The following is an 18,092-nucleotide window of genomic DNA, read 5'->3' as shown; positions in this document are numbered from 1 at the left end:
ACAACTTCCCCCTCGCCAATTTCCGTACCGATCAGGATACCAGCGACTACCTGGGCTTTTATTTTCAGGACCTCAGCGCTTACGAGCCCGCCCTGTGGGCCTGGGATTTCGGGGATGGCGGCATGAGTCAGGATACCTCGCCTGTGCATACTTATCTGCAAGACGGCACCTACGAGGTGTGCCTTACTGTCAGCAACGACAATGGGAGCCACACTTACTGTCAGACTTTGCAGGTAGGCACTGTGGGTACGCAAGCCCCCGTGGTGGAGGTGGAGGTACAGACCTTCCCCAACCCATTCCCCGATCAGTTTTCGGTGGTGCTGCATGATTATTATCCTCGGCACGCAGTCGTCACGTACTATACCCTGGCGGGGCAGCGCATCCACCAGCAACGCTTCTTCCACGGCTGGAACACGGTGGATGGAACAAACTGGCCCAGCGGCATCTACCTCTACGAGGTGTGGGATGGTGCGCAGCAGCTGGCTAGCGGTAAGGTGGTGAAGGGGTGATTTTGCTTTGAACTACCAAAGGCACCACCTAAGGGGGTTTCTAAACTATACAAAGAACCACAAGGGCATAAAAGATGGAATTTCTAACAAGTTAAATTCACGAATTTAACCGAAGAGATCACCAATAGCTACTACCAGGGAACCGTCGCTCGCTTTGGTACAATTGCATCCGTTGTTGAGCGTATTGGTAAAAAGTAGCGGTGAGCACTGCATCATAGCTGGCAAAAGCATCTGCTAGACCATCTTGTTTTCCCCGAATAGCCTTTATGGCATCGCGGGCGGTCACCAGGGCCATGGTGATTCCGTGTGAGGAGACGGGGTCGAGGGTGAGTGCAGCATCTCCGATCGCCACCCAACCAGGCCCGTAAAAGCTCTCTAATCGGCTGCTGTCTGCTGCGACAAAGCGCGGGGAAGTTAATACACCGTTGGTCTTTGCTATCCGCGCCGCGGTAGATGGTGCATTCGCGTAAAGTGCCTCCCAGCCCGCCTCGGTACCCCACGCTTGTCTAGTTTCTTTTCCGGGGCGACAGAAAAAAGCCGTGGATAAGCGGTCGCCAGGTATTAATGCAGTATACCACCAGCCATTGGGCGTAGTTTCAATTAACCCGGTGCTATCCGAGAAATCAGGGGGAGTTTTCAGAAAGCGGATTAAGGCGAGTTGCTGGTGCTCATACAAGCGGTCGATGCCTTGCCGACGGGCCAACCAAGCATTTCGGCCACTGGCGTCGATAATAAAGTCAAATGTTTTTTGCGCCTGTTGCTCGTTCGCTACCTGCCAAGTAACGTGCCATTTGTTTGCATCAAAATTTGCTTCTTGAATTATCGCCCCGCTAAGAAGCGTGGCCCCTGAATCGATAGCTTTTCGTACCAATTGTTGTTCAAATACCTGCCGATCCAGGTGCCAACCATGCCCCAACGGATGCACCAGATAATCACGATGAACAACCTTGTCACTTCCCCAACGGGATTTAATACCATAGGTGGGTAAGTGAAGGGCCTTCTGAAAGTCCTCCCAAATAGCTAAATCCAGGAGTAAAGGCTGAATAGATGGAGGCAGGCTCTCCCCTACTTTCGGTTGAGTTTGTTCCGCTACAAACAAGTCAGACCGGCGGTCGAGCAGGCTCACCTCCCACCCTTGCCGGGAAGCGAAGATGGCTGCTGCTGTACCCGCCGGTCCGGCACCAATAATCAGTATTTTAAAAGCTGTTATCGCCATTTACGGGGATTCATATCTACCCAGTCTGGTCTCTCATTGTCAGTAGATGGAGTAGCATCCAACGATCTACTGCCCATAAGCTGCGGCTCTTCTTTTACCGATCGGCCTGTTTCTACCCATACTTCTTTAGGAAACAACTGATCATCAGCATCTAGCTCGCGCTTAAGGATAATCCCAATTTTATACCACTCTTCCGTAAATTTGGTTACCCCCTTCATACGGTCAGCGATAGAGCTACCTCCAGGCTTCATTGTTCCATCTTCATTGTAAATAAAACCTCGCAACCACTTTTTCCGGTTAGCGGGACCGAAGGCTGTGAATTTATCATCAACGCTGCTTTCTTGATCGTTCAAGGTCGCAAAATCATCTTCCGAAAGTACGTCATTGGGCACACGTGCAGGCCAGAAGGTCGGCAGGTATTCTCCCGCATAAGTCCGATATGCAGACAGGCAACTAGAGGTATCCGACTGCCAAGGTACTGCCATCCATTTGGTCAGATCTCCCGGTGAGCTGCCATCTAGTGGGCCATTCGGTTCACGAATTACGCTGTTACTTATAGCATATCCAAAATCTTCTTTAGGTGTTTTCCGGCGCTTGATACGGAAAGGATCATCACCACTGTACATAATAGCATGCCGCATGGGCCATGTGAATTCACAACCAGGGTGAAAGGGGCCACCTAAGGTTTCTTCCAACGCAGCTTCCGTGAGGCCATTGGCTTGTTCCGCCGGCGTCATTTCTTCCCACTTGCGGTGGCGTGGTCGAGGTTCTACTACAAAATTCCCTTGGGCCCATTGTTCCAGGTAATCGTATTTCAGCTGAGTGATAGCAAACCAAGCACGCGGGTTCTTGGATTTGATATTAAATGTCACACCGTCGCCGTAAAGTGGTGGCCAAGCTGCTGGTTCTAGTTTCTTGTAAGCCGGATTACGGAATGATTCAAAAATGACTTGCCGGAAGGGGCGGTTTTTATCGCTGGCATCCAGCAAACGTTCGATCACTTGCTCGCTTTCAAAATCATAGGCGCTGCCCCAACCAAAGTCACGGCTTACGCCTGCGTTCACCCATTGGTTCTCCGTCAATTGCTTGAGGGTAGGATAAATATCAGTATAAAAAGAAGGGCAATCTTTTTTCACACCAGGGTGTATTTGGCTTGCTACATCCTCCAAGAGTTCGTAACCCGTAGAAAATGCCTGTACCCCTACTGCATAATTTGGCGGAGCAGTAAGCACCCAAGCTCCTTTGGCCTTGAATTCCTTACCACCAGGCAAGGTCACTTTAGCATCTACAGGGCCATCAGAAGTATCGTCGTGCCAGCCTTGGTTGTTGGCAAAGGTCGTCAATGGCGCAGGTTTTTCCCGAAAGGAATCCGACTTACCCAAGCCTCCTAAAAAGAGAAGTCGCCCCTGTTCATCGGTACGTAACTCGCCCAAATAAACTTCTTTTTCGAGATGCCCAATCGTCCCTTTAAAATGGTAACGCGCTCCCTCTGGGTTCGTATTACGGCCAGTGATGTGCTGAGCGCGTGCTTCGATCATCAGTTGCTTACGATCTTCGCATTCATATTCCGGATTTCTACGTAAGCTTAGTACCTCAGGACCACCAGGGGTAGGATTGCCGCTTTCGTCGTATTCTCCTTTAGCAGTGGGGGTATCAAGAGCAATATCAAAATTATACCAAGAAGCTTTCTTATTGGCGACGTCTACCCGCCAATCAATCTTCACGCCGTGGTCCTCGTTCAGTTCGCCCAGGAAGTTTCCATCCTTATCAAGGCCGTAAACGAAAAACTTTGCAGCCTGACGTTTGATCCGGCCTTGCTCGTCTCTAAAATCATCCTTGTCTTTGGCTGTCTGCCCAGGAATGGTAGGTCCTACGAAATATTCGTCAGGGGCGTTTCCTACCCTCGCAATGCCGATAGCCGGATAAATGGCCACCGTGTGTATTTTTTTAAAATCCATTTGAATATGAGTTATAATAAGGTGTAAAATACAATAAAGTGTACCCGCTGGTGTACACCAAAAACAAACACTACATTTTTAAGGGGAGAAAAAAATGATGACCTAAGATAGATATCTTTTTGCAAAAAATCGACAACGAATTTAAACAGCCCAGACGCTTGAGGTGGTTTTTGAACCCAAAAAGAGATTGCAAGGAATTAGAAGAAGGGGATATTTGCTAGGGTAAACTCATGATTTCACTCGACATGATGAGACTTGAACCACCAAAGGAACCTAAGTTTTTTCCTTAAGCACCTTTTTGTAGTTTGTTTTTCAACATCCCAGTAAAGTCCAGCTAAAACGAAAAAAGCACAACAAACCGTGATGGTAAGTTGTGCTTAATGATTGAGGTTGCGAGCGGATTCGAACCGCTGTACAAGGTTTTGCAGACCTTTGCCTAGCCACTCGGCCACGCAACCATTTCTTCTAAAACAACGCTAAAAAAGAGATGTTCTTCGAAGGGAACGCAAATATAAAGCTTTCGTTATAATAATACGCTTTTTTGCAAAAAAAGTTCCGTCTTCGTTTAAAATACCTCTTGCCCAAATCTATCGGAGCAGCATAACGTCGCCACTTAACTCGATAGGTGTCCCCCCGTTAGGAGTCATTTGAATGTAGTAGAGATAAACGCCCATTGGCATTAACTCTCCTTCTCTTCTGCCATCCCAGCCTTTATCTATGCTGTTGCTCTGGAAGACTTGTCCTCCCCAACGATCAAAAATTTGTAGCTCGTATTCTGCCAGCGTTCCAAAAGACAACTGCGGACGGAATGTAGAATTTACGCCTTCGGGGGCAAAAATATTGGGTACATATACTTTAGGAGCAGGGATGATGCAAACGGTATTAGAGGTTATTGCCCTGCTAAGCTCTTCTCCTGTCGACAATTCGTAAGTAACGTTTACCCGCAGAAAGTAACAGCTTCCCTCCCCACCAACTTGCTGGCTTTGAGGGTCAAGATATTGCAAATCAGTGCTAGTACCTGTGAAGACCGTCGTCTCCAATGTTCCTTCCACCTTTACCAACTCATAGATGATATCGGTGGCCAAATTGTGCGTATAGGCATCCCAGTTCAATCGGTTGCCATTCGTGAGGGCGTCACCACGTAGGAAAGGCGTCGTGCTTTCATTGGAAACAATCATGTTTCCACATTCATCCGTCGCACTAATACGGTAAAAGTAAGCCGCGTTTTGGGCATCGGCAGTGACATCCTGAAGAAGGTTATCATTTACCAAAGGTGTACTTAACGGTAGAGGTGCTACGACAATTACATCATCATTGACACGGGCGCTTTCCTGGAAAGCTTCCGTCAGTAAAGCCGTCGGATCCCATAACCATTCCAGGCTCACTGAACCATCTGCATTTACGGACGCTCCCAACAGGTCAATCTCACGAATAGGCTGTAAGATGCTTATCGTCGAACAATGGACATTTGAGCGGGAGCGAAAATCAGTCGTAGCCTCTACTGCTTCAACAAAAAAGCAGAGTTCTTCGCCATCATTACCTCCATTGTAAACAAAATTAGTTTGGGTTCCTGCCACTGTCCCTTCTAAAACGGGTAATCCCCCATTCACACCTACAAAAATCTCATAGTGATCTACACCATCTCCCCAATTTTGGTAGGCACTCCAGTTGATCGTCAAACCAGCATCACAAGCATCAGGAGGGGTAAATCCCATCAAAATAGTTTGATGTTGCGAAGGCACCAACGACTTATTACCACAGGCATCTAAAGCTACCACAAAATAAGTTTCAGACTGGAGATCAGGAGTAGCCGTGATATCTAAATAGAATGTCCCATTGTATACGGTATCAAGGATGGTCGTACCCATTGCCGTGTTTCTACTGATGATATAGCCTATTGTTTCTGGCGAGGGGCTTGGTGTCCAACTAATTTCTACATTTCCATTAATAACACTCACGTATTCCAATGGGCCAGGTAACGGAATCAGATTATCTAAGGTATCCGAAGTCATCAACTGCTCGCCAGGACAATTGTGTGGGCTGGTGAGGTAGTAATACCACACTTGATTATTGGCCGTACTATGGAAGTAAACCGTCTGTGCAGGGTCGGTAATCGTTGAAAGTAAGCTATAAGGCCCATCGGCCTGCGTGCTTCCAAAAACTTCGTAGGAGACAAAAGGGCCACAAGTATTAGTTGCTGGCTCCCAGAAGAGGGAGTCATTCACTACACATTGTAAGTTGGGTGCTAGTATTTGGGTCGTTCCTGCAAAAGGAGAAGCCGCAACAATAAGGAGGATGTAAAAACGAAGAAATATACTGTTCATGGTCTACAAATATCAATTCTGCAGGTGCATTATTCACCTACTGGGGCACAAATATACCCGAAGACCAGCAGTTAATAATCGCCGATGAGCCACTGGTCGCCCCGGACAGGTAATCGGTAAGGTTCGTATATTTAACAACGTAATCGCAAGAAAGTTATTGGCAAATTCACAGACAGTACCTTTGTTAAAGGTCATGAATAATGGCCATAATTTGTTCCGCCAATTCAGGGTTATCAATGATCACCTGCTCCCCTTCTACCCTCACTTCTCCGGATAAAAGAAAGGCGTGCTTACATCCAAAATATAAACCCTGACCTTTAAACTTATGGAAATTATATTCCCTGACGGCCTGTCGGTCAAAGCGAAATTCATCTTGTATGTTGACTTCCTGCTCTGACAGGTAAGCCTGAATAGGTTTTTCTTCGCCGTAGAATTTTTCTTCAAAGGCAGGAATATTGATCACCTTACCTGGGCTTTTCATAGCAAAATTAGCCAATTGCTCTCGAAATACGCCCGTCTCCATCTGTGCACCCGTTTCTTCATCGACAGGCAGAGGAACTGCCGCAACGGCTTCTAGAAAATGGTGAGTTAGCTCTTTATTCGAAACCGATTCTTCTATTCCCAGCCAGCTAAGAAAATAATCTGAAATCTCTTTTTGTGTACGGGCATGCTTGATCACCTCTAGATGAGGCCGCTCACTCCCCTCCCCCTTTCTTAGAATTATTCGGCAAGCCAGGGCCATCCGGTCAATATCCAAATAAGTAGAAGGGTTTAATTGAAAACTACCACTACTACCTGTTGTGAAGACCAGTCCATTGGTATCTCTTACCAAGAAGATTCCTAGCAGGTGTTGTTCATGAGCGCCTTCGCCAGTACTGTAAAAAGCATAAACAAGGTAGCCTCCCTTGGCACCTACGATACCCTGCAAACTCAATTGTAGTGCCTGCATACTGTCACGAGAAAACTGCAAAAAGGCTTCCGCTGAAAACTTATCTTCTTCCAGCAAGTGAAAATAACCGGGGAAGAGCGCATCTTCTGGTGCCGCTAGATGACCATTAAGTACTTCGTTTTTCTGGATAAAGGTTTTATTCAGCTTACCAATCAGTTCTTCTGCCTTTTCGTCAATTAATAAGAGGTTATCGCTTAACCGCAATTCCGCTTCGTTACTATCAGCATTTTTTACCAATTCGTGAATGGCTAATTGGTGAAGTGTCATCGTCATCTAAATGGTCTTTAATATTGACACAAAAATAAGTCTTTATCCTGCACATCTCATGGTTTAGCAAAATTATCCTGTCAGAAAGAATAAGACTCACATAATATCTCTCCTGAATAGGAAGTTTTTTTGTCGATTAATAGCAGAGGCTACCTTAAACAGGTACCCAAAGCTGTCTTAGATAAAGTTGCATCTTTGCAATTAAAATTCTCGTCCCGCAATGCGTAAATTCAGTCTACTTTTTAGCCTTATCCTCTTAGCCCTCACGTGGTATAGCTGTAATGATCCGATTTACACGCCCAAGCCACGATCTTACCCCAGAGTAGATTTTCCGGAAAAAGCGTTTCGCAATTTCACCGAGGATTATTGCAATTTTACTTTTGAATACCCGGTATACGCCCAAATTCAGCAGGACACCAAATTCTTCGAAGAAATGCCTCCTGATGATTGTTGGTTTGATGTCTACTATCCTTCGTTTGATGGGCGGGTACATTTCACGTATGTTGATCTAAGTCAACCAACTAACAACCTGGAAGCACTCCGACAAGAGGCTTTCAGCATGGCCGATTGGCATAACAAACGTGCCAACTTCATTGATGAACTCATCATAAAAACATCTAACGGTGTCAGCGGTATCGCCTTTGACATTGATGGCCCTGCAGCCAGCCCTTTTCAATTTTTCCTAACAGACAGCACGCAGCATTTTGTCCGTGGTGCTCTCTACTTTAATACACAAGTTAAAGCCGATTCTCTTGGTCCTGTCATCGACTTTGTACGAGAGGATGTATTGCACTTGATTGAGACTTTTGAGTGGAAGTAGATTTGGTTGAATGGTTGTATACGTATTCCAAGGCTAGTCTGCTAGTTATTCCCCGTCATTTATAGTGATACACTCCATTCACCTATAAAAACTAAGAACCTTTCCATAACGATACTCACTTATCGAGATACCGCTAAAGTGTAGCACAAAAAAGCCATTTCTACACCCCTACTGTCAAGCGGGATGAGAAATGGCTTTTATTATCTGGTAAAACCGGCTTTTGCCGATGCTACATTATTTCATTCTCTGAAAACTGTTTCAGAGAAAGTTTACTTTCCTGCTGCAGCAGGTGTTTGTTCCTCTTCTTCTTCCTTACTGCCCATAATCGCAATTTTGATCTTTTGCTCGATCTCAAGAGCTACTTCCGGGTTATCCAGTAAAAACTGTTTGGCAGCTTCTCGTCCCTGAGCGATTTTGGCATCACCGTAGGCATACCAAGCTCCACTCTTTTGGATAATGTCTTGGTCTACTCCGAGGTCAACGATTTCACCGACCTTAGAGATACCTTCTCCAAACATGATATCAAACTCGGCTATCCGGAAAGGAGGTGCCAATTTGTTCTTGACCACTTTCACTTTCACATGATTACCCATTACGGTATTCTCTTTGTCTTTGATACCAGCACCGGAACGGCGGATATCTAAACGCATCGAGGCGTAAAACTTCAAAGCATTACCACCGGTTGTTGTTTCAGGATTACCGAACATCACCCCAATTTTTTCACGCAATTGGTTGATGAAAATGCAGCAACATCCTGTACGACCAATCGTACCTGTAAGCTTACGCATGGCTTGTGACATCAGACGAGCCTGTAAGCCCATCTTACTATCCCCCATTTCGCCTTCAATCTCTGAACGAGGCACCAATGCCGCAACCGAGTCAATAACGATAATGTCGATTGCTCCAGAGCGGATAAGGTTTTCCGTAATCTCCAAAGCTTGCTCTCCATTATCTGGCTGAGAGATCAGTAAGTTTTCTGTATCTACCCCAAGGCTCTTCGCATAGTAGCGATCAAAAGCGTGTTCTGCATCCACAAAGGCAGCAATACCACCTAACTTCTGACATTCCGCTATCGCATGTATGGCTAACGTCGTCTTACCTGATGATTCCGGTCCGTAAATTTCTACGACACGACCTCGTGGAAAACCACCTATACCCAAGGCAATATCTAAACCTAAAGACCCCGAAGGAATGGCTTCAATATCCGCCACCTTAGAATCGCCCATGAACATAATAGTGCCCTTACCGTAAGTTTTATCCAAGCGATCCATTGTCGCTTTTAGTGCTTTCAGTTTAGCATCTTTATCGTTAGCCATATGCTGCTGTTTAACGGAAGTAGACAAAAAACCTTCCGACTATTTCAAATATTTGTTTATTTCGATAGCAAATATAAACAACAAATTGTTATCCGCCAAATAATTTTCCAACATCACACGAAAAAAACCATTTGTTGAAGTCTTCCTACCTGCGGTTGAATAAAATAGTGAGGCCTTTACTCTACTCATACATTTGCTGGCAATTCAACTATTTATTCACCGAAGTAAATAACAACTTCATCATTTTAAAACCTTAATTATCATGAAATTTTATTTCTCTCTTTTAGCGTTCTGCTTATTTGCAGTAAATGGTTTACAGGCTCAGCAATTCAGTGCAAAAGCCAGCGTAACACTCGTAGAAGCCAGCGAAGTACCCGAAGCAGTAAAAACAAGCCAGGAACAACATTTCCCAGGTATGATTGTCCGCCAATGGAAAATGCAAACGTACCAAGGTTCACGCACTGCTCCTGTAAACTACCTGGCTGTTTTCAACAACCAGGGCAAAAATACCCGTGCCCGTTACCTGGCTGATGGACAAGGAATATCAACTTATACCAATTACCGGCCCCAGGCACTTCCTCCTGCTATTGTTCAAACACTTAATACGGATTATGCTGGCTACACTCCTACGGGCGCTGCACTAGTGGGATCATTACACAATGATTGGGAAGCATTCCATATCAGCCTGCGCAAAGGGGGCCAAAAGCTTAGTTTTTGGCTAACAACAGAGGGTGACTTAATTAATCCCAGAGAATTGCCTCAGCAAATAGAAGAGGAGGTTACAGAATAACAGCAATCACTATCTACTTTGTTTGTCAACAGTCATCCCTCTTCTGCGGGGATGACTGTTTCTTATTGTTTGGCAGCCCACTCTTCAAGTGCAGCAACGGCTTCTCCTACTCCTTCCTCCAATGGTCTTATTACCGGCAGACCGGTTTCTTTGCGGAGGGATTCCTGTGCAGCAACCAATTCGCCAGCTGTCAGTTCTTCACCATTAAGGGTAATAGCGATAACCTCTGAACCATAAAGTCGGATAAGGTCAATGTCTTTTTGGATGGAACCGATGGCCACATCACTGCCTTCAAAGTGCTCTCGTCCAGGCGCATGTTGTAATACAACTGCTTTAGCATTAGCGCTCAGCAGGTATTCACTACCACAAGGGCCGCTAGGGTTGCGGAGCGATGATTGGCCCTCTAACAAAATATAATCAGGATTGGCCTCGCGAGCACAGTTCAGCACCGCTTTTTCCAATTCGCCACCGATAAAATCATTGACCGTACTGTCAAACACAAAGCCGTAGGGGGAACCTTGTAGCCAGCCTGTTTGGCCCGTGTAAATCATTTCTGCGCTTTTACCCTTAGCACGAAGGGCTTCCATCATCCAGCGGGTAGTGGTACGCTTACCCAGGGCACAGTCAGTACCCAATACAGCTACGATAGGAGCTTTTACAGAATAAATATCACCTGTCCAAAATTGTAGTACTTCCCGTGATCGAGGTTTGCGAATATCTACCAACTCGATCCCTTTAGCTGCAGCTACTTGTTGAAAATCAGGATCATCACTCAGGAAAGTATGCAAACCATTCACCAAGTTACAGCCACGCCCTGCGGCTTCTAGCAGCGCGGCACGAAAATCTTCAGGCAAACGCCCTCCGGTGAGTGCTACCCCAACGATACAAGCATCAGGTTGCACAGCACCTTCCTGAGCAAAATATGCCGCTACGGAAGCTACCACCGGGATATTGCGCACTTTGCCATCCAGTACCTCACCGGCATCCTGTCCAGCGAAAGCTTCGTCAATAACTGCTAGAATTTTGAAACGTTCACTACCACGGAGAAGTCCATGGCAGGTTTTGGCATTGGAAGAAACCAACATCCCGTTGGTGAGTACAATAGCTTGTTGCATAATCAGAAATTTACAATAGCATTCTTCTTTATCCTACCCCGATGCTTATCGAGTTTAAGAAGTACGGCTATCATGATGGTAAATCCAAGTAAACTGGAACCTCCTTTACTAAGAAACGGCAAAGGGATACCTATAATCGGCACCAGTCCAATCGTCATGCCTATATTAACGACAACGTGAACGAAAAGGATTCCTGCGACACCGTAGGCATAGATACGGCTAAAAGCAGTACGCTGGCGTTCGGCAAGCATGACTATTCTCAAGATGAGTAATAAATACAGTCCCACTACTGCTGCTGAACCCAAAAAGCCCTGTTCTTCCCCAATTGTACAAAAGATAAAATCTGTGTCCTGTTCCGGCACCCATCGCCCTTGAGTCATTCGCCCAGAGAAAATCCCTCGCCCAGTGATCCCTCCTGCTCCAATAGCTAGCATCGAATTTTCGAGGTTCATCACCGAGTCTTTATTCCGTTTTTTCGCTTCTGCGGGGCGTAACCAAACATCAATACGTTGCTGCTGGTGGGGTTGTAGTACATTATTAAAGACATAGTTACTACCAACCGCCAAACCGCCAGTGAGTAAAAACCCAGCCATCATCACTGGTATAATCTTGGTTCTAAAGTTCAGGTACTGTCGATAAGTCATCGCTATCAAGGCAAGGAGTGCAGCCCCCAGGCTGTATGTTCCGTAACCTTCCCGATAGCCAAATATCAGGAGTACACCAAATAATAACAGGCCACCGAACCAAAGTAAACCTTGTTCCTTCTCATATAAAATGTAGATCATAACGACCACCCAAGCCAACAACAAAATCATCACCAGAGGAGGTACTAAAATACTTAAAACAAAGGTTACTCCACCCACAATTCCGATAACATAAAGCAGAGGGTTAAGCCCTTCTCGGAACATTACGATAAAAAACGACATGAAGACCAGCGCAGAACCCGCATCTGGCTGTAAAAGCACCAAGCCCGCTGGCAATATAAATAATCCTGCCACCTGAATCGCTTGTCGGGTATTACGTAGATCAATACTCCAATGCCCCAGGTAGGCTGCTACCCCCAGGCAAGTACCAAATTTGGCCAATTCAGATGGTTGAAAAGAAAAACCTCCAAAAGTAAACCAAGAGGTCGCTCCCTTAATCGTCGTACCTATCAGCACCACCAGCACCAAGCTGGCTATCCCTCCGCCATAAATCAAATAAGCGAAGGTTTGCCAAAATTTGTAATCGAGAAAGAAAAAGATAAATGAAAAGACCAGTAGGCAAATAATGATCCACAAAACCTGCTTGCCCGACTGCATATGGAAGAGAAAATCTGCCAAATTCTCTGGCGCGCCCGACTGCTGTACATCTACTGAATAAATAAAAATCCCTCCTATCCCCACCAGTGCCAGGTAGAAACAGAACGTGATGTAATCAATATTCAGTAAATACGTTTGCCGATTATCGGACATGGTCTTTGCTGTGAAGAGTATAAGGTAAGAAGGTAGAGCGTGTCAAGTAATAGAAACCGGCTTACTTAATGCTAAGTATTTTGTGCTGTCTCTAATAGTAATTCAGTAGCTCGCCCTTGGCGATAGCATCGTCTCGAACCAGGTACAGCCCTTCGTATTCACGACTAAGGATATACTTCAACCGCAGCGCATCGCGCTTGGTACGAAAAGCCCCCGCTTGCAACTTGTAGTAAGGGCGGCTGTGCTCCCAGTCTACAGGAATATTGGGATAATGATAACGAAAGGATTGCTGAACACTTTCCAGTCGCTCACGACTGGTTGTTGCTAAAATCTGCACTCTCCAACCGGAGACCGTATTCTGTGACTGATTCACGGCCGTATACTGATCCAGCATATCTCCGATGATAGGATCCATTTTTACCTGAACACTTTGCCCCATGAGGAAGCAACTGAACACCATTAACGGCAGGAGGAAAAGATATTTTTTCATAAGGAATGTCCGATTGATTTTTACCAAATACAAAGCAACCAGACAAAGATAAGGAAGAAACTTTACTTATTCTTCGCCCACAATTGCTACGCCTCTGGAAGCTCCTAGCCGGTCTGCACCAGCCGCTATCAATGCCTTGGCATCTTCCAGTGTGCGGATACCTCCGGAGGCCTTGATCTTGATCTCTTTTTTTAGCGTAGACCGCAAAAGACGAATAACCTCGGGAGTAGCCCCCGCTCCATTGAAGCCCGTTGATGTTTTTACGTAATCGGGCACGAGATCATTACAGATTTTACAGACCTCCAGTATTTCCGACTCGGTCAGTAAAGCCGTTTCTATGATTACTTTGATCTGCTTGGCGCGTAGATGGCAAGCGGTGAGCATCCGGTCGATATCGTTGCGTACAAAACTCCAGTTGCCATTTTTAGCGGCTGCAATATTGATAACGATATCAAACTCATCAGCACCTTCATCAATAGCCCGCTTAATTTCTTCAACCTTGGCAACAGTAGCAGAATAACCTAGAGGGAAACCAATAACCGTAGCTAATTTAACGGGGCTGCCATCTAGCGCTTGGCGCGCTTGGGCTACGTAAAAAGGAGGCACACATACAGCTGCAAAGCTATAGTCAACCGCTTCTTGGCAAATCTGTTTGATTTCCGCAAGCGTCGTATCCGGTTTGAGCACGGTATGGTCAATAAAAGAGGCGATGTTCATCAAAAACTGGGGTTAATTCATGGGGTGTTTACGGAAAATTCGGCTCCATTTTAGATACCTGAATTTAAATTCGCAAACATAAAAGTCATACTATTAAGAGGCAAGATAGCGCAATTAAACAAATATTTAATATTGAAGAAAGGTTCCTTTTATACCTCAACACCCAATTTATTAGCCATCAACGCTTTAAGGTAGAAGAATAAATTTATTGACTTTCGCTATTTCTATCTAAAACCAACAAGCTCCACCCTGATTACCAGAATGGAGCTTGTTAAAAACAAGGGCATATTAACAATTATGCACCACGTCCGTGGCACTGCTTGTACTTTTTACCACTTCCACAAGGACAAGGATCATTGCGCTTCACCTTCTTCTCTTCTCGCTTGAAGGTTTCTGGCTTCTGTCTCCGTCCACCCTGCCCAGCGCTCTGTGCAGCTGCACGCTGCATCCGTTCGCCTTCATCAGCCGTTTTATTGGTGCGAGTGGCCTTCAGGTTCGTTTTCTGTTCCTTGGCTTGCTGCACGTCCTGGTTGAGTGCCAAACCACCTTTTGCCAGATAACTGGTCACCGATTCGTTGATTTCTAAAATCAACCCTTCAAATAACTTAAAGGATTCCATTTTATAAACAACCAAAGGATCTTTTTGCTCAAACGAAGCTGCTTGTGAAGAATCCTTCAACTCATCCATCCCGCGCAGATGGTTCTTCCATTTTTCGTCAATGATGGCCAGCGTTACTGCTTGCTCAATATCACGAACCACGGATTTGCCCTCACTCATCACTGCTTCTTTCAGGTCAGCAGTTACATTTAGCGGATGGGTACTACCATCGGTAAAGGGCAGCAAGATACGCTTGTAACGATCGCTCTGTGTTTCGTAAACATGCTTGATTTGAGGCATGATCATTTCCGAAATCTTCAGGTATTTACGCTCGTAGAATTCTTTAAACTGCGCTTCTACGATCTCTACCAGCTCTTCGGCCTTCCGTTCCTGAAAATCAGCAGCATCCATCTTGGGGTCCAAACCAAGGGTAGATACACACGCCCGCTCGAAGGTTTCAAACGAACCACCTTCTTTATGGGCGTACACCAGTTCATCTATTAAGCTGCCAAACATATTATTCAAATCCACACTCAGGCGCTCTCCTTCCAAAGCATTATCACGCTTTTTGTAGATCGCCTCACGCTGGATATTCATTACATCATCATACTCCAAAAGACGCTTACGCACACCGAAGGCGTTTTCTTCCACCTTTTTCTGTGCACGCTCTATCGACTTGGTCACCATCTTGTGCTGAATAACCTCGCCTTCTTGATGGCCCATGCCATCCATTAACTTAGCAATTCGTTCCGACTGAAACAGTCGCATCAGCTTATCTTCCAGCGAAATGTAAAACTGTGAACTACCAGGATCTCCCTGACGTCCGGCACGCCCTCGCAACTGGCGATCAACCCGCCGCGAATCGTGACGCTCCGTACCGATAATTGCCAGACCACCAGCAGCCTTCACCGCATCATTGATCTTGATATCCGTACCACGTCCAGCCATGTTGGTCGCAATGGTCACATTACCTGCGCGGCCCGCTTCGGCCACAATTTCTGCTTCTCGTTGGTGCTGCTTGGCGTTCAGTACATTATGGCTAATGCCACGCATGTTCAGCAAGCGGCTTAGTTTTTCCGACACATCTACCGTAGTTGTACCTACCAATATCGGACGCCCTGCTTCACTCAGCTTTACAATATCTTCCGCAACAGCGTTAAACTTCTCCCGCTCCGTTTTATATACCATGTCCTCGCGGTCATCGCGCTGAATAGGTCGGTTGGTAGGAATAACCACAACATCCAGCTTGTAGATTTCCCACAATTCACTCGCCTCCGTTTCCGCCGTACCTGTCATACCCGACAGTTTGTGGTACATCCGGAAATAGTTCTGTAGCGTTACCGTAGCATAGGTTTGGGTTACATCCCCCACCTTTACGTTCTCTTTAGCCTCCAAGGCTTGGTGCAATCCATCGCTGTAACGACGACCTTCCATCATCCGGCCGGTCTGTTCATCTACAATTTTCACCTGCCCGTCCATCACGATGTAATCCTCTTCACGCTCAAAAAGCGTATAAGCTTTCAACAACTGGCTCATCGAGTGTACCCGCTTGGATTTCACCGAATAATCTTGCGCCAATTTGTTTTTAGCATCCGCTTTTTCTTGGTCAGTCAAGGCACCATCTTTATCGATGTTTACCATCTCCATCGCAATATCCGGCATCACAAAAAAGCCAGGATCGTCTTTACCTTTAGACAGGTACTCAACGCCACGCTCCGTCAATTCTACCTGGCGGTTCTTTTCGTCAATCGTAAACAGTAGCGGGGCATCCGCAATGTGCATGTGCTTAGACTGCTCCTGCATATAAAAGTTCTCAGCCTTCTGCAAGACCACTCTCACTCCTTCTTGGCTAAGAAACTTAATCAATGGACGGTTCTTGGGCAGTGCACGGAAAGAGCGTAACAACGCCAACCCAGCCTGTCCTTCTTCATTACCAAGGTTTCCTTCTTTAAAGGCTTTCTTCGCTTCGTTCAAGTACTCTGTAGCCATCTTGCGCTGCTCTCCGAGCAACCGCTCCACGAAAGGCTTTAGCGATATATACTCCTGATCATCAGCTCCCTGGGGTACTGGTCCAGAAATAATCAAAGGCGTCCGTGCATCATCAATCAACACCGAATCTACCTCATCTACCATTGCGTAGTGGTGCTTGCCCTGTACGCGTTCATTGGCGTTGCGCACCATGTTGTCACGCAAGTAATCAAAACCAAATTCGTTGTTGGTACCGTAGGTTATATCACAACCATAAGCGGCAATACGCTCTGGCGAATGAGGCTTATACTTATCAATACAGTCGATGGTCAGGAATAAAAATTCCATAATCGGCCCGATCCATTCACAGTCACGACGAGCGAGGTAATCGTTCACCGTAATAACGTGTACGCCTTTCCCCGACAAACCATTCAAATACGCCGGCAGAGTTGCTACCAGGGTCTTACCTTCCCCCGTCTGCATCTCCGCAATCTTACCGTCGTGCAGTACCATACCACCAATCAGCTGCACATCGTAGTGCACCATATTCCAGGTAATCTCTCCACCAGCAGCCAGCCAGTTATTCTTCCAAACAGCCTCTTCACCTTCCAGACTGACGTAGCCTTTTTTGCTATTGCCAGCCAACTTGCGGTCATGCTCAGAAGCTGTTACTCGCAGCGTTTCATTGTTAGAAAAACGATAAGCTGTTTCTTTCACTACCGCAAAAGCCTCAGGTAAAATTTCTTTCAGAATCACCTCCTGCTCTTCGTCACGTTGCTTCAACAAAGCATCAATCTCCTTAAAGAGCTGCTCCTTGGCTTCAATGTCAGTACCTTCAGCAGCCTCCTTCTTCAGTTCCGCAAGTTCCGTATCAATCTCACTGAGATAAGAAGCTATACGTGACCTAAACTCCTGGGTCTTAGCACGCAATTCATCGTTTGATAGCTTGGTCAGTCCTTCATGGGCTTCGTGAATCTCTTCCACTATGGGCTGGTAAATAGCCACATCGCGGTCGTATTTCGTTCCGAACATATTCTTTAGTCCGGAGGTGATGTTCTTAAACATATATCTTGTATTGGGTACTCGTCCGTATTGCGCAAAAAATAAATTGATCCTTCTTTTGGGTTTTTCAAATAGCTAATACGCTTAGAATGGGGCGCTTAATTAACTATTAAAAAAAACGTCGGCTAAATTTATTTTTGTGCTGTTCCTTAAAGTACACGCTATGTAATGGCAACTCAATAAAAACGCAAAGATAACACTAATCGCTTTTTAAAACGATCAGCTTTTGGTAATCATTTGCTTATTCCCCTTTAATGCAGATATTATACCAAAACGATTACCGCGCCATAATGTCAGAAAATTGTCACCCTCGCCTGACGTTGTTGCAGAACCTAGAGGATTTTAACCCTCATTTCGGCAGCCACCTTCGTTGCCTCGGTGCCAGGCTGTACGCTCTCATGCAGTGCTGCGCATTGCATACCGCTGCCATCCTTGCTGCTGCTCACTCCGTTGCGCCGAGCTTCGCGCTCACGCGCTACGCATCACTTAGCGACCTTCGCTTAGAGCTTGTTGGGGTATTTGCGAACTGATTTTAGCTT

General features: G+C 45.9%; 13 protein-coding genes and 1 tRNA gene. 3 read left to right on the top strand and 11 right to left on the bottom strand.

Translation table 11 applies throughout. The annotated features are described in order from the left end of the window. Positions 1–509: PKD domain-containing protein (locus tag ACRBG0_RS00515; RefSeq protein WP_431484977.1), on the top strand; the 509-nt coding region annotated here is incomplete at its 5' end. A gap of 118 nt (positions 510–627) precedes the next feature. Here the strand turns inward: ACRBG0_RS00515 and ACRBG0_RS00510 are convergent. The 5 genes from ACRBG0_RS00510 to ACRBG0_RS00490 form a co-directional block, all read right to left on the bottom strand. Further along, a complete protein-coding gene (locus ACRBG0_RS00510) occupies positions 628–1,725 on the bottom strand; it encodes an NAD(P)/FAD-dependent oxidoreductase (RefSeq protein WP_431484976.1) in 1,098 nt (365 codons plus the stop codon). Continuing rightward, positions 1,716–3,683: a LodA/GoxA family CTQ-dependent oxidase gene (locus tag ACRBG0_RS00505; protein WP_431484975.1), complete on the bottom strand. Its 1,968-nt coding sequence runs from the start codon at positions 3,681–3,683 to the stop codon at positions 1,716–1,718. The genes ACRBG0_RS00510 and ACRBG0_RS00505 overlap by 10 nt, the downstream gene beginning before the upstream one ends. Positions 3,684–4,070: 387 nt before the next feature. Continuing rightward, positions 4,071–4,141, bottom strand: a tRNA-Cys gene (locus tag ACRBG0_RS00500). A 129-nt stretch (positions 4,142–4,270) separates the two neighbouring features. Continuing rightward, positions 4,271–6,007: a gliding motility-associated C-terminal domain-containing protein gene (locus ACRBG0_RS00495; RefSeq protein WP_431484974.1), complete on the bottom strand. Its 1,737-nt coding sequence runs from the start codon at positions 6,005–6,007 to the stop codon at positions 4,271–4,273. A gap of 184 nt (positions 6,008–6,191) precedes the next feature. Beyond that, positions 6,192–7,229 (bottom strand): nucleoid-associated protein, encoded by a 1,038-nt coding sequence (locus ACRBG0_RS00490; protein ID WP_431484973.1) that lies wholly within the window; start codon positions 7,227–7,229, stop codon positions 6,192–6,194. Positions 7,230–7,443: 214 nt separating this feature from the next. Here ACRBG0_RS00490 and ACRBG0_RS00485 point away from each other — a divergent pair, with 214 nt between their 5' ends. Beyond that, complete coding sequence (locus ACRBG0_RS00485) at positions 7,444–8,043, top strand: hypothetical protein (protein WP_431484972.1); 600 nt, start codon at positions 7,444–7,446, stop codon at positions 8,041–8,043. A 269-nt stretch (positions 8,044–8,312) separates the two neighbouring features. On the opposite strand, the gene recA is transcribed toward ACRBG0_RS00485, so the two are convergent. Next, entirely contained in the window at positions 8,313–9,359 is a 1,047-nt protein-coding gene (recA, locus tag ACRBG0_RS00480) for a recombinase RecA (protein WP_431484971.1), read from the bottom strand. 262 nt (positions 9,360–9,621) lie between these two features. On the opposite strand from recA, the gene ACRBG0_RS00475 reads away from it, so the two are divergent. After that, positions 9,622–10,149 (top strand): hypothetical protein, encoded by a 528-nt coding sequence (locus tag ACRBG0_RS00475; RefSeq protein ID WP_431484970.1) that lies wholly within the window; start codon positions 9,622–9,624, stop codon positions 10,147–10,149. 62 nt (positions 10,150–10,211) lie between these two features. On the opposite strand, the gene ACRBG0_RS00470 is transcribed toward ACRBG0_RS00475, so the two are convergent. The 5 genes from ACRBG0_RS00470 to secA form a co-directional block, all read right to left on the bottom strand. Continuing rightward, positions 10,212–11,264 (bottom strand): DUF1611 domain-containing protein, encoded by a 1,053-nt coding sequence (locus tag ACRBG0_RS00470; RefSeq protein ID WP_431484969.1) that lies wholly within the window; start codon positions 11,262–11,264, stop codon positions 10,212–10,214. A gap of 2 nt (positions 11,265–11,266) precedes the next feature. Then, the gene (rodA, locus tag ACRBG0_RS00465) at positions 11,267–12,718 is read right to left on the bottom strand and encodes a rod shape-determining protein RodA (RefSeq protein WP_431484968.1); all 1,452 of its coding nucleotides are present in this window, start codon (positions 12,716–12,718) and stop codon (positions 11,267–11,269) included. Between the two features lie 91 nt (positions 12,719–12,809). Further along, complete coding sequence (locus tag ACRBG0_RS00460; protein ID WP_431484967.1) at positions 12,810–13,208, bottom strand: SPOR domain-containing protein; 399 nt, start codon at positions 13,206–13,208, stop codon at positions 12,810–12,812. A 66-nt stretch (positions 13,209–13,274) separates the two neighbouring features. Then, the gene (deoC, locus tag ACRBG0_RS00455) at positions 13,275–13,925 is read right to left on the bottom strand and encodes a deoxyribose-phosphate aldolase (protein ID WP_431484966.1); all 651 of its coding nucleotides are present in this window, start codon (positions 13,923–13,925) and stop codon (positions 13,275–13,277) included. 295 nt (positions 13,926–14,220) lie between these two features. After that, a complete protein-coding gene (gene secA / locus ACRBG0_RS00450) occupies positions 14,221–17,556 on the bottom strand; it encodes a preprotein translocase subunit SecA (protein ID WP_431484965.1) in 3,336 nt (1,111 codons plus the stop codon). Between the last annotated feature and the right edge of the window lie 536 nt (positions 17,557–18,092).

The organism is Lewinella sp. (assembly GCF_050633125.1).
Classification (GTDB): domain Bacteria; phylum Bacteroidota; class Bacteroidia; order Chitinophagales; family Saprospiraceae; genus Lewinella.
Note: the sequence above shows the minus strand (reverse complement) of the source record. Positions and strands in the feature narration are given on the sequence as shown.

What these genes read in the sequence shown, in the direction of transcription:
- ACRBG0_RS00510 (WP_431484976.1), bottom strand. Translation starts at nt 1,725, where the DNA reads ATGGCGATAACAGCTTTTAAAATACTGATTATTGGTGCCGGACCGGCG.
- ACRBG0_RS00505 (WP_431484975.1), bottom strand. Translation starts at nt 3,683, where the DNA reads ATGGATTTTAAAAAAATACACACGGTGGCCATTTATCCGGCTATCGGC.
- ACRBG0_RS00495 (WP_431484974.1), bottom strand. Translation starts at nt 6,007, where the DNA reads ATGAACAGTATATTTCTTCGTTTTTACATCCTCCTTATTGTTGCGGCT.
- ACRBG0_RS00490 (WP_431484973.1), bottom strand. Translation starts at nt 7,229, where the DNA reads ATGACGATGACACTTCACCAATTAGCCATTCACGAATTGGTAAAAAAT.
- ACRBG0_RS00485 (WP_431484972.1), top strand. Translation starts at nt 7,444, where the DNA reads ATGCGTAAATTCAGTCTACTTTTTAGCCTTATCCTCTTAGCCCTCACG.
- recA (WP_431484971.1), bottom strand. Translation starts at nt 9,359, where the DNA reads ATGGCTAACGATAAAGATGCTAAACTGAAAGCACTAAAAGCGACAATG.
- ACRBG0_RS00475 (WP_431484970.1), top strand. Translation starts at nt 9,622, where the DNA reads ATGAAATTTTATTTCTCTCTTTTAGCGTTCTGCTTATTTGCAGTAAAT.
- ACRBG0_RS00470 (WP_431484969.1), bottom strand. Translation starts at nt 11,264, where the DNA reads ATGCAACAAGCTATTGTACTCACCAACGGGATGTTGGTTTCTTCCAAT.
- rodA (WP_431484968.1), bottom strand. Translation starts at nt 12,718, where the DNA reads ATGTCCGATAATCGGCAAACGTATTTACTGAATATTGATTACATCACG.
- ACRBG0_RS00460 (WP_431484967.1), bottom strand. Translation starts at nt 13,208, where the DNA reads ATGAAAAAATATCTTTTCCTCCTGCCGTTAATGGTGTTCAGTTGCTTC.
- deoC (WP_431484966.1), bottom strand. Translation starts at nt 13,925, where the DNA reads ATGAACATCGCCTCTTTTATTGACCATACCGTGCTCAAACCGGATACG.
- secA (WP_431484965.1), bottom strand. Translation starts at nt 17,556, where the DNA reads ATGTTTAAGAACATCACCTCCGGACTAAAGAATATGTTCGGAACGAAA.